Here is a 12144-nt window from a genome sequence, read left to right on the forward strand (position 1 = left end):
ACTTTACACCTTCACAACGTCCCTTATGATACCTAAAAGAAAGAGAGATGTCAAGCACTTTTGCTTGTCATCTCTTTCTTTATTAAAAATCCATATTTTCCGCGATAAATCCGCTTGAAATTATTGGATTGGCAGTACATAAATCAATATGGCGAAGAAATGTGTGACACTGCCTGCAAGAACAAATACATGCCAGATCGCGTGATGGAACGGAAACCCTCTCCACACATAAAAAACTGTGCCTAGAGTATAAAGCACTCCGCCAGCCATCAGCAGAATCATACCACCGTCCGCTACAACTGCCGAAAGAGGATTCCAGGCGATAACAATCAGCCAACCCATAGCAATGTAGAATACCGTAGACATGAACAAAAACTTTTTAACAAAAAATGCTTTGAAGAAAACGCCAAATACTGCGATCCCCCAAATGACTCCAAATAAACTCCAGCCAAGTGTTCCCCGAATAGCTACTAGCAAAAAGGGAGTGTACGTGCCTGCGATAAACAGATAAATAGAGGAGTGATCGAAAAATTCGAACAAATCCTTCGCCTTGCCCTCTTTGAGACTATGCACAAGTGTTGAATTGAGATACAGAAGCAGCATTGTCGTTCCATAAATGGAGAAGCTGACCACATGCCATGCCGTTCCTTTCAGACTTGCAAAAACAACAAGCAGGACAAGTGCAGCGACGCTTAATACAGCTCCGATCCCGTGCGTAATCGCATTCGCGACTTCTTCTCTCCGGGTGTAGGTGTGAGTATTTGCCATATCCATATCCTTCCGTCTAAGCTTTCTTTCTATTATACCACGCGGACCTCACTGGATTACAGTTTGTAAATCTCCGTGTATTTCTCCTCCAAATAATCAGCCAGATAATCTGGGCTCAGCGGCTCACCTGTTACTTGTTCGATAATTTGCGAAGGGGTCAGGCTTTTTCCGAAACGGTAGATTTTTTCTGTTAACCATTCTTTAATCGGCAAAAGATTTCCCGCAGCAATCAATTCATCGTAGTTCGGCAGCTCCTTGCGGAGTGTATTCAAGATTTGGGCAGCGTACATATTCCCCAAAGAGTAGGATGCAAAATATCCGAAGTCTCCACCGGACCAGTGCACATCCTGCAATACACCAAGTGCATCATTAGGCGGTGTAATACCTAAATATTCTTGATATTTAGCATTCCATACCTGAGGCAGATCTTTGACAGATAGACCTTCATTAAAAATAAGCTTTTCGATCTCGTAACGCACAATAATGTGCAGATTGTATGTAAGCTCATCTGCTTCAATTCGGATGAATGAATTTTCCACACTGTTAATAGCCCGGTAGAAATCCTCTACATCTACATTAGCAAGCTGCTCTGGGAAATGCTGCTGTAGATCACCGTAATAACGTTGCCAGAACGCACGGCTGCGGCCGATCATATTCTCCCATAGTCTCGACTGAGATTCATGAATCCCCATCGATGCGCCTTGAGCCAGTGGTGTTCCCACTAAATCTTGGCTGATATTTTGTTCGTAAAGCGCATGTCCACCTTCATGCAGTGAACTGAAGACGGCACTAGTCACGTTATCAAGTAAATAAGCGGTCGTAATACGAACGTCACCTGGATTCAGCCCTGTAGCAAAAGGATGCACACTCTCATCCAAGCGGCCTGCGTCGAAGTCATAGCCCATTTGCTTCAGAATAAAGTTACCAAACTTTTGTTGCTGCTCTTTAGGGAAAATCTGCTGCAAGAAGCTGGTATCAGGTTTATTAGGTGAAGCAGCGATAGCTTCCACTAACGGAACCAAGCGGCTGCGGAGGCGACTGAACACTTCATCCACCTTCTCTACCGTGAGATCAGGCTCATACATATCTAGTAGCGTATCGTAACGTGTGCCATTTACACCCCAATAATCGATGAACTCTTGTTTCAGAGCTACGATTTTGCTCAAATAAGGTTCAAATGTAGCAAAGTCATTGTTCTCCTTAGCTTCTTCCCAGATCGTTTGGGAATGAGCAGACAGGACAGCGTACTCTTCAAATCTTTTGGAAGGAATACTCTTACTGCGCTCATACTCTTTGCGGCAATCGTTGACGATCTTTTGTTGATTAGCTGTAAGCTGGCTCAACACTTCTGGACGACTGAAAAATGCTGTGAAGTCACCCATCTCCTGTGAAATCTCGAGTCTGAACAATTCTCCACTCAGCATCCCAATCGTACCGGAACGAACTTCTACTCCCTTACGCGGTGCACCTGTGCGCAAATCCCAGTGCATTAATTCTATGGCCTCTGAATATCCACTAATTTTTGCCAATAACTCGCTGAATTGTTCCCATCGTTCCTTTACTTGTTGTTCCATTCTACTCCACCTGCTTTCTCTGTTTTACAGACTCCTCTTGATGATACTTTTTTGAATGAGTATAATCAACTTCAGAGATTACATCTCTAATTTTAAATATTTAATGAGTTACATAAGAAGCAGAGCATGCTTCGAACAAAAATCAAGGAGCGTGAACAGGGCTATGATGATTCAAGTTACACCTCTCGCAGAAAGGAAGTTGAAGGAAAGGCTTGGAGATCAGCCAGGATTTTTCAAGCTCTTTTATGATACGGTAGGCTGCGGGTGTGACGGAATTAATGTGTTACTGATTGTTTCAGAAGTGGAGCAAGGCGATTCTAGGATAGAGACGAATTCTCTTCCCTTTATCGTAAGCCGGCAACAGGAAATCTTTTATGAAGACAAGATGCGACTCGATGCAGAGGAACGTTTCTCTTCCTATAAGCTGGTCAGTGATTCTCAGATTTATGGCAACAATATCATGGTAAGAGATATGCGCAACGTAAGTACAATTCAAGGATTTTAAGGGAGGAAGCTAATATGAGCCACGTATCAGAAATTATTAACTTTAATAAAAGTTTTGTAGAGAATAAGGACTATGAAGCTTATTTAACCAGTCGTTATCCTGACAAAAAAATGCTGATCATCACCTGTATGGACACTAGACTCGTTGAATTATTGCCGAAAGCCATGAATTTCAAAAACGGTGATGTCAAAATTATCAAAAATGCTGGTGCGGTTATTTCTCAGCCTTTCGGTAGTGTTATGCGTAGTGTAATGGTAGCTCTATATGAACTAGATGCTGAAGAAGTAATCGTGGTTGGACACTATGAATGCGGTATGGCCTCCCTCAATGCGGACCATATGATCAATTCCATTAAAGAACGTGGCGTATCTGAAGAAGTGCTGTCTACACTGGAGAATTCCGGAATCAAACTAACAAAATGGCTGCGTGGGTTTGACAATGTCGAAGAAGGGGTAATTCAGACTGTGGACCTGATTAAACGTCATCCACTGCTTCCCCCTAATGTACCTATCCATGGCATGATCATCGATCCGGCAACCGGAGCGCTTGAGCTTGTCGCTGATGGGTATAAGTAACGAATGACGACTCTCTAACTGCTGTTTGCGTGGATCCTGGATCCACGCTTTTTTTGTGCATAAAAGTATAAATTATGATAAATAAAATTGAAACCTTGTGGGGCATGTCTGCGTATTACCGACCATACACAAAAATTCATGCTCACAGGAGGGTTTTCGTACTAAATGAAACCAATGAAACGCGTAATGATGATTCTAATGGCCTTCACTCTATTTTTTGCAGTGGCTGCTCCAGACTTTGCCGATGCACGTCGAGGTGGCGGCGGTTTCAAATCCGGCACTCGCAGCTATTCAACAACTCCAAAAAAATCAACAACAACAAATAACATCAAAAAAAGTGACAGCACTAAAAGCTCCACAGCAGGATCTGCTGCTAATACGAAACGTGGATTCTTCAGCGGCGGCAGCTTAATGAAGGGCATGATGATCGGTGGTTTGGCCGGATTATTATTCGGTGGAATGTTTGGTGGAATGGGAGCTTTTGGTGACTTCTTAGGCTTTGCCGTTAATATGCTAGCTATCTATGTACTGGTTATGCTCGTGATGTCCTTCTTCCGTCGTAGAAAAGAACGTCGCCGCTTAGAAGAACAGGATGGTCGTTACTAATGTCTACAATCGTTCTAAGCATGGATGAGATCATCAATGCCCTCTGTCTGCACATGGCGGAACGAAAGGCTGTTCGCCCAGAGGATGTTCAGGTAGAACTGAGCTGGGAAGAAGATACCGGTTACTCTGCAGAGGTTTGGGTACAGGGCCGCAGTCAATTTCTAGTGGAGTCCAATATGATTGAAGCGATCCTGCGTTACATGCTCAGCGAATATGGTGTTCGCACCTATCGTGAAGATGTAAGACTGGACCTGGATGAGGAAATCACAGCGATTGTAAATACAGGGAACTAATGATAGTAAAAGGGACAACCCAAGGGGTTGTCCTTTTTTGATATAACGCTATTCATAGAAATATTGCTTTACCGTCCCTACCCCGTCTGCCACTTCAATTTCTGCATAAGCTCCATTAATAAAAGTAACCTGCGGCGGGACATGACCACAATCGATATCATAAACGATCGGCACCTTAAGCTCTTCAAAAAGTTCAGCATAGATATCCTCGGCAGTATAGTTATCCACAGGCCGATTAGCTGGACTTCTGCCAAACATAATCCCCGAACAATTCTCAAACCACCCTGCCAGCTTCATCTGCACTAAAGATCTGCGTAAATCCGCTGTGTTCAATTCACAATTTTCCAAATACCAAACTATAGGTTCGTCATGAATCATTTCTTGCTGAAAATGCTGGAGCTTTCCATAGGGCGTGCCGATTAAATGCCTAATTACATCTATACAACCACCCAACAGACGTCCTTTCATCGTTACAGCATCTGTAGTTAGAGACTTCCAATAGGTCTCCTCTGTCAAATGAAAAACGCATGGCGAAGGCACATCATGTTGCCATTCCCGCTGATATTTAAGAGATGAATGCTGGACAATGGACCCACCCACTGATGTCTCTAGGACCGCCTGCCAGAGGGCTGTAGTATCATCTGAATACTCTCCCCGTAAATCAATGAGATTCGCTCCATGGGCAGTAGCCAACCCGGTTGTCAGCGTGACCGCAAGCAGCAAGACGCTTATATCTGAATATCCCACGATCCATTTGTCCTGCAAAGCATCAAAATCAATAAATTCCAGAGCTTCAATTAACAATTCCCCGCCCCAAGGCGGAATAAGGATATCAATTCCATCATCTTTGATCATCTCATTAAACTCATGACCTCGAACATTGGCTGGTGCAGATTTAGCCTTATCTTGCTTCCATGCCGTTTCGCCGATAATGACATTAAATCCTTGCGACTTCAACCGGCTGGAGGCCAGTGTAAGAAGTTCTGCATTTTGAATGCCTACTCCAGATGAAGGTGCTGTAACGCCTATCGTCGCATTCTTTTTCAAAAAAGGGTATCTAATCATATGCCACCTCCCAGAGTTTGTACCCATTATATCCCTAAAGTGATAATGAGAACACCTCCTTCTAACACATACTTTACGCCTACAAAAAAAGGACCTGGCGGGATGCGTCAACGTATGACCACAAATCCTGCACATGTCCTTCTTCAATTAAACCCAAGCACTAGATTAAAGAGATAGCAAGCAGTTCAAACAACACAAGCGGTAAAATCACATTATTATTGTATGGGGGACCTGGATAAGGTCCTGGATATGGGCCAGGTCCGGGGCCCGGATGAGGATGATAAGGCTGATGAGGGTTGTAAAACCCGCGGGGCATTTGCCCATTAGCCGCAACGTTCAGATACAAGTGTTTATTATCTACTCCGGCTATAACGCCTTCATGTACAAAGCCATCAATTGTCTGTACGTTCACCTTATGGTTAAGGTATGGCTTGCAAGATTGATGTAAGGAATCACGGACACCGTGCAGGTGCCGGATCACAGCAGGATCGGCCTGATAAATCACATTCTGTTGCTGCCCAGTGTTAAATGTCGACATGGATGTTCTGACCTCCGTAAATGGATTTGCTCCATTCTATGCTGAAGCCTAGATTACGGTGCCTATTAAATGGGCTATTCTTAGAATGGCAGAGCGACCTTCTCAACCTTAACATTTACGGAAACTAGAGACAGTCCCATCATATTTTCAACAGCATTTCTTACATTTTGCTGTAGCATATAGCAGACCTCTTGAATCACACATCCGTAATTAACTATGACCTGAAGATCGATGGCAACATCCACTTCTTTTACTTCAACGGACATTCCTTTTTTTACATTTTTACCGCTTAGACGTTTAGCCCAGTTGTCCGAGATACTGCTTCCTGACATGCCGGCAATACCCGGTGTGTCCAGAACCACTTGCCCGACGATCGAAGTCACCACATCATCTGAAATATGAATTAGTCCTTGCTCCGTTCCTTCATTCATAGAAATCCCTCCATAATGTTTTATTACCTTAAGAGATATCAGGACTCTCCTCTACCTCTATCTCTACCCGTCGTTGCTTGACAAACAAATAATAGGCCTTGGTCAAGACGATTTTAACAATCATATACAGCGGAATAATCAGCAATATCGCTATGATCCCGCCTAAATCCCCGCCAACCAATACCAGGATAATCGTTGTCAGTGGATGAATATCGAGCTTTTTCCCAAAGATGTAGGGAGCGATTAAATTATCCTGTATCTGCTGCGCTACCAGAACAATGATGATGGACCAGACGGCTATAGACGGCGATTGAATGAATCCGATGATGAAAATAGGGATACTAGACAGTATCGCACCAATAAAAGGCACGAAGTTCATCACAACTGCGATTACAGTCAACAGCAATGCATATTGCAGGCCGATAATAAGGAAACCAATATACATCAGAACGCCTAAGGCTAAATTAACAAGCACCCGGCCCACGATAAAGCCACTAAGCGCACTGTCGATTTCAGTCATCATTGTAGTTCCTTCTTCACGATACTTCTTTGGGAAGAAACTTACAATCTTACGTCCGAATTTCCCACCTTCCTTAAGCATGTAGAATAACATAATCGGAAAGGTGAACAAAATGATCGCGAAATTCGAAACAAAAGAGAACAGTCCTGAAACGTAATTCGTTAACAGCGTAAACCCTTTATTCAAATAATCCGTCAATGTGGAGGCTGGATTCGCATCAGCAGGGATCAACGCAGACAGAAATTCATTATCTTCTAGTTTCAAAAGCTGTTGATTCAAGGAGGCAATGAGATTCGGCATATTATCGACGAAATTAACTAATTGTGTGCGAAGTGAAGGCCAAACACCGATAATAAAAGCAAACAGAAGCACTAAAATAACTACATATACGATGATAATCGCCAAAGAACGATTCAGCTTATATTTCTCCAAGGTATCGATCAGTGGCCGCAGCAGGTAATAAAAGAAACCCGCCAGCATTAAAGGCACTATAATGACACTGAACAAAGACAGGATCGGTGTGAATAAAAAATCTACGCGTGAGCCTAAAAATACAATGCCTAACACTAAAAGGATCGCTAGACAAACTCTGATGAAATTGTTCAGTTTAGCCATAGTTTCTCTCCCGTCTTCTGATTTGGATGTCTTCCAGCTCGTTATTTCGGAATCCGGATGGTGAACACCGTAGGTTCCTTCTTTCGGCGACTGAGATGAAGCGTACCCCCCATTTTCTCTGTATTTTTCATAGCTATCGAGAGACCTAGCCCTGTTCCTCCCGAAGCTGTCCGCGCTTTATCTCCCCGAACAAACGGATCAAACATTGTGGACCACAGCTCTTCTGGAATACCCACTCCAGTATCAGCGATTTCAATCGTGACTTCTTTCTCCAAAGGGATAACCTCCACACGCAAATGTGTACCTGGAGGATTATAGATCAGTGCATTGGAGATCAAATTATGAACCACACTCGAGAGCAGCTCCGCATCAAAGTTCAAGAACACATCCTCTTCGGGAACATTTAGATGCAAAACAAAGTTCTTTTGTTCAATCTCTCCGTAGGTATCTGCAATGATTTCACGAATAAATTCGCCCAGTTCTTGACGCTCCATTCGTAGCAAGAAATCCGGTGAATCTATTTTTAACAGCTCCAGCATGTTCTGAATCAGCTTAGTAACTTGTGAGGATTTATTATAAATATAGCTTAAATATCTTTTTTGGCGTTCTTCATCCTCGCCTCTACCCTCTACAAGCGCCTGTGCAAAGCCCTGTATACTCGTTATCGGCGTCTTCAGATCATGGGACAGATCAACCATCATCCGTTTCTTACTTTCCTCTGCCTGGCGTTTTTCTTTGGTCGTCTTTTCAATTACGTCTGCCATATAATTAAAAGTCTCTCCAATTTGCGAAAATTCCTTCTCTGCATATAAAGCGATTCGAGTATCATAATTCCCCTGAATCATCTGCTTCAGCCCAAGCGTGATGATACGCAGTGGTTTCCTGATTCGCCGCGCCACCCAATAGCTGTACACGATAATTAGCAAAAGAATCATTCCCACACCCAAAAAGACGTAGTATGAAAGCGAATGATTAAAGTAGGCCACGAAGGGATCACTATTAATGGTGATGGTGATAGCTTCCCGCGGCAGCTTCAGCAGCAGCCACTCCGATTCGCTCTGAGCATTTACCGTGGTCAACGAGTAAAAGTAAGCTTGATCTTCTCCATTTTCCAAACTTTTTAAAAGCTGGTTACTGGTATATTGGGTTACACCGTCTTTTTTTTCTCCAACAACCTTGGTGACCTTCATGTCTTGATCCAAGACCTCGATCCATCCCCCGCTACGCAGAAGACGTTTGGTTTCTACCCCATGCTCCAGATTTTCTCGATAAGCACTAGCTTCCACCTTCAAATCAGGATCAGCAATTTTATTTTTTTCAAAAATATGGGTCACATCAAGATTAATAAACAAATAATATACAATCACGAGAAAAAACAAAATACAGATAAACAACAAAAAATCCAGCGTCAGCGATGATTGTAAAGGTCGTTGATCTCTATTGCTCCATAGGCGCTTCAATTTTGTATCCCAGCCCTCTAATAGTCTTTAAATATACTGGCTTTTTGGAGTCTTCCTCAATTTTTTCCCGGATATTGCTGATATGTACCATGATACTATTATCTTCGTACACATAGAAATCTTCCCACACGGCCTCATATATTTTTTTGCGTGTAAAGACTCGTCCAGGCTGCTTCATCATTAGTTCCAAAATTTTGTACTCGGTAGAAGTAAGCACCACAGGTTCACCAGAACGATAGAGCAGACACTGGCTTTGATCCAGCATTAATTCACCTAATACAATCTGTTCAGCTTCTTTTTCCTCAACGACTTGCGCATCGAAATGATGTACACGCCGCAGCAGTGCTCCAACACGGGCTACTATTTCTAATGGATTAAACGGTTTGGAAATATAATCGTCGGCTCCTAGTTCAAGACCCAGAATCTTGTCATGATGTTCGCTTTTGGCGGATAAAAATAACACTGGAAAATGATGCACCTCGCGGATCTTTTTCAATAATTGCAGTCCATCCAGACCCGGCATCATAATATCCAGAATTGCCAAATCAACTTTATGGTTCTGTACCTGCGTTAAGGCTTCAGTCCCACTGTTCGCTTCCAAAATGTTGTACTCTTTCTCTAAATATAATCTTAGCAATTCCACAATTTCTGCTTCATCATCAGCGATCAATATTGTATACATGATAATCCCCCCATCTAACTATATTCTGTGATTATTAACAGAGCCTAAACACAATCTAAAGAATAGCTAAATTATCACATAGGAATAAAATAAAAATCGCACACGGGAAACCGTCCCATGTACGATCGTAATTTGTCTGGATTGTGAGGATCACTACTTTAAAAAGCTACGCCAATTCCGCCTTCCCCAGCATAGGTTCCCATTACCGGACCCATGCTTGAGAGTAAGACTTCTTTGAAGGGATGCTTTAGTAAAATGCGTTCTTTAATCTCGAGTGCCAGCTTCTCACAATTACTGTGTACAATAGCGATAACCGCTTTCTCGTAATCATGCTGCTTCTCATCCAAATGCGCAAGCAGACGATTCAGTGCTTTTGGAAGACCCCGGGTCTTCTCCACTACTTCGACAGTGCCTTCTTCGCTGATTTTGAGCAGCAACTTTATATTGAGTACAGACGCTACGGCTCCCGAGAGCCGACTTAGACGTCCGCCTTTCATTACATTCTCCAGAGTGTCCAGCGTAAAATAAGCGTTAACTTCCTCTATCTGCTGAAGTACCTTTTCCTTGAGCTCTTGCAAGCTTGAACAAGTTAAGGACCACTGCGCCGCCAGGCCGACAATCAATGACAGCCCGCCTGAGAAGTTTTTGGAATCTATAACCTCTATTGCATTGGTATGTCCTTCATCCTTATACATTTCCATAGCAATCATAGCCGTCTGATAAGTGCTACTAATATTAGAGGACATACAAATGACCATAATGTCAGTTCCCTCCTCCACTTGCTTGAACTTCTCAAGGAATTCGTTGGGACTTGGACTAGCTGTGGTAGGCAGCTCCTTGGATTCGCGCATTTGAGCATAAAAGCTTTTCGTGTCCGTATCTGCCGGCATTAACTCATGCCCAAAATGAACCGGTAGGTGGATCACGGAAACATTATACTTCTCCATGTAGTCAAGGGGCAGGTCTGAACCGCTGTCTGTTATGATCTTGATTGCCATAATATAAGTACTCTCCTTTCAATATCAGTACTATTATAGCCACCATAAAATGAAATCTCCAGTAACCTTTATAACTTGAAAAATTCTTCGATCTGTGCTATGTCTTTCTTCCTTAACTTGTCCTTATATGATATGGTTTATAAATAAGCGTATAGAAATGGAGTGTATGTATGAGTAAGGGAAGAGTATGGAACAGAGGCAAACATGATGGTACAGGACTATCGAGAAAAAAAACCGTAGATCAAGAGGGTACAGCTTCTACTGAAACTGAATCCACAGAACCTTCGAAGGAACCTTCCAATTCAAGAATTGATACTGTAAAACCGATGAATCGCACGAATTGGGTGACCAGACCCACCCGAGTCAGCAATAAAGATTCGAAAGACAAACGATAATTCATACATTCTGAGATTTGAGGACCCAGATAACGTTATTGGCAAATTCCCAGCCTTCTGAGCAGAGTTTCGGACTCCAGAGCCGTTATTCCGTTGAAAGAGATTCATATATGGTGTTTTTCGTGCCATTAGTGACTATGCGGTCCGTTAGCATCCCAAATGCGGAATAAAACTACGTTTAGAGTCATCTGTGTCCGATAGTTATCTTTGTACATGCAAAAGTAATGAAATCCAGCGAACAACAAAAAGGGTTGTCCCAGTAGCCATTTCATCATTTCATGGCTTATGGAACAACCCTCTTCTACTTTCTACGCCATATATCCTAACTCCGCTTCATCTCTGGAGGGGGCTTCGCCAATTAACTGCTTCAATAGTTTTTTCATCATTACCGAAGCTTTTACTTTGGTATGAAGACACGGAGAAACCTCTATTACATAGTTTCCTTGTTTGATAGCTTCCTTCAATTCTTCCACAGTTGAGCAGGAGTCTTGCAGACGATTCACAACACTGCCATACTGCAAACACTGATGACTGTCACTGCCAGCAATCACAGGCACACCCAGCTTCTCAGCAAAGGGCGTGATCAAGTTTTTATAAGTCTCCACCCCCTGCATGTAAATATCCTTAGCGTTGAAATCAAAAGCGTCTAATCGCTGAAGCAATGCCGGATCCAGTTGATGTAAAGGCGTAGAAGTTCGGAAGGGGTGGGCTCCGATTTTCCAAAGATTATGTTCGTCGGCCATATCAAGCAACTGCTTAAAAGGTATGAAATCCCCCTCCTGTGTATGCTCATCTAGTAAAGCGCGGACAGCTAGAACATTCTCCTTTAGTCCGATCAACAGGATGTGACCTGTCTCCGCGATATCCACTTCCATGCCTGGAAACAGTTTAAGTCCGTTCACATCGTAATAATGCCCGTTATAGGGATAAGTCTGATCCAGCGCATCATACATCGCAAAGAAATTAGAAGTATTAAAATGCTCGGTCAATGCTACAGCCTGTAATCCATTTGCCTTGGCTTCGAACATCATCTCCGCAAAATATTCGGGGGAAAACGTAGATTTCTTAGATAATTTACCATGGGTATGCAGATCAATATTCATCATGTCTAATTCGTCT

At 42.8% G+C, this 12144-nt stretch carries 15 protein-coding genes; 5 read left to right on the top strand and 10 right to left on the bottom strand.

Features of this window, described 5'->3' with window-relative positions; genetic code table 11:
- Positions 1 to 120: 120 nt before the first annotated feature.
- Both trhA and NSS82_RS20570 read right to left on the bottom strand, forming a co-directional pair.
- Positions 121 to 768, bottom strand: coding sequence for a PAQR family membrane homeostasis protein TrhA (gene trhA, locus NSS82_RS20565; protein WP_036688612.1), 648 nt, complete (start codon positions 766 to 768; stop codon positions 121 to 123).
- Between the two features lie 56 nt (positions 769 to 824).
- Positions 825 to 2342, bottom strand: a complete 1518-nt coding sequence (locus NSS82_RS20570) for a carboxypeptidase M32 (RefSeq protein WP_036688614.1) — start codon at positions 2340 to 2342, stop codon at positions 825 to 827.
- A 163-nt stretch (positions 2343 to 2505) separates the two neighbouring features.
- On the opposite strand from NSS82_RS20570, the gene NSS82_RS20575 reads away from it, so the two are divergent.
- The 4 genes from NSS82_RS20575 (at position 2506) to NSS82_RS20590 (ending at position 4321) form a co-directional block, all read left to right on the top strand.
- The gene (locus NSS82_RS20575; RefSeq protein WP_036688616.1) at positions 2506 to 2847 is read left to right on the top strand and encodes an iron-sulfur cluster biosynthesis family protein; all 342 of its coding nucleotides are present in this window, start codon (positions 2506 to 2508) and stop codon (positions 2845 to 2847) included.
- A gap of 14 nt (positions 2848 to 2861) precedes the next feature.
- Positions 2862 to 3422, top strand: a complete 561-nt coding sequence (locus NSS82_RS20580) for a beta-class carbonic anhydrase (protein WP_036688619.1) — start codon at positions 2862 to 2864, stop codon at positions 3420 to 3422.
- 174 nt (positions 3423 to 3596) lie between these two features.
- Complete coding sequence (locus NSS82_RS20585) at positions 3597 to 4028, top strand: hypothetical protein (RefSeq protein WP_076100426.1); 432 nt, start codon at positions 3597 to 3599, stop codon at positions 4026 to 4028.
- A gap of 8 nt (positions 4029 to 4036) precedes the next feature.
- Positions 4037 to 4321, top strand: coding sequence for a YxcD family protein (locus NSS82_RS20590; protein ID WP_076100425.1), 285 nt, complete (start codon positions 4037 to 4039; stop codon positions 4319 to 4321).
- Positions 4322 to 4369: 48 nt separating this feature from the next.
- On the opposite strand, the gene NSS82_RS20595 is transcribed toward NSS82_RS20590, so the two are convergent.
- The 7 genes from NSS82_RS20595 to NSS82_RS20625 all read right to left on the bottom strand — a co-directional run bounded on the left by NSS82_RS20595 (position 4370) and on the right by NSS82_RS20625 (position 10630).
- Positions 4370 to 5386: a S66 family peptidase gene (locus NSS82_RS20595; protein ID WP_076272342.1), complete on the bottom strand. Its 1017-nt coding sequence runs from the start codon at positions 5384 to 5386 to the stop codon at positions 4370 to 4372.
- A gap of 160 nt (positions 5387 to 5546) precedes the next feature.
- On the bottom strand, positions 5547 to 5924 hold the full coding sequence (locus NSS82_RS20600) for a hypothetical protein (RefSeq protein ID WP_036688624.1): 378 nt from the start codon (positions 5922 to 5924) through the stop codon (positions 5547 to 5549).
- An 80-nt stretch (positions 5925 to 6004) separates the two neighbouring features.
- Entirely contained in the window at positions 6005 to 6355 is a 351-nt protein-coding gene (locus NSS82_RS20605) for an Asp23/Gls24 family envelope stress response protein (protein WP_036688625.1), read from the bottom strand.
- Between the two features lie 28 nt (positions 6356 to 6383).
- Positions 6384 to 7490, bottom strand: a complete 1107-nt coding sequence (locus tag NSS82_RS20610) for an AI-2E family transporter (protein ID WP_036688627.1) — start codon at positions 7488 to 7490, stop codon at positions 6384 to 6386.
- A gap of 41 nt (positions 7491 to 7531) precedes the next feature.
- Positions 7532 to 8950 (bottom strand): sensor histidine kinase, encoded by a 1419-nt coding sequence (locus NSS82_RS20615; RefSeq protein ID WP_076143829.1) that lies wholly within the window; start codon positions 8948 to 8950, stop codon positions 7532 to 7534.
- Positions 8928 to 9635 carry a response regulator transcription factor gene (locus NSS82_RS20620; RefSeq protein ID WP_170914177.1) on the bottom strand — a complete coding sequence of 236 codons (708 nt, stop codon included), beginning with the start codon at positions 9633 to 9635 and terminating at the stop codon, positions 8928 to 8930. Before NSS82_RS20620 ends, NSS82_RS20615 begins: the two co-directional genes overlap by 23 nt.
- Before the next feature lie 155 nt (positions 9636 to 9790).
- A complete protein-coding gene (locus NSS82_RS20625; RefSeq protein WP_036688632.1) occupies positions 9791 to 10630 on the bottom strand; it encodes a DegV family protein in 840 nt (279 codons plus the stop codon).
- Between the two features lie 170 nt (positions 10631 to 10800).
- Between NSS82_RS20625 and NSS82_RS20630 the strand changes: the two genes are divergently transcribed.
- Positions 10801 to 11025, top strand: coding sequence for a hypothetical protein (locus NSS82_RS20630; protein WP_076100352.1), 225 nt, complete (start codon positions 10801 to 10803; stop codon positions 11023 to 11025).
- Positions 11026 to 11333: 308 nt separating this feature from the next.
- On the opposite strand, the gene NSS82_RS20635 is transcribed toward NSS82_RS20630, so the two are convergent.
- Positions 11334 to 12131 carry a PHP domain-containing protein gene (locus NSS82_RS20635; protein ID WP_306031462.1) on the bottom strand — a complete coding sequence of 266 codons (798 nt, stop codon included), beginning with the start codon at positions 12129 to 12131 and terminating at the stop codon, positions 11334 to 11336.
- Between the last annotated feature and the right edge of the window lie 13 nt (positions 12132 to 12144).

It is taken from the genome of Paenibacillus sp. FSL H7-0735 (assembly GCF_038008505.1).
GTDB lineage: Bacteria > Bacillota > Bacilli > Paenibacillales > Paenibacillaceae > Paenibacillus_AQ > Paenibacillus_AQ odorifer.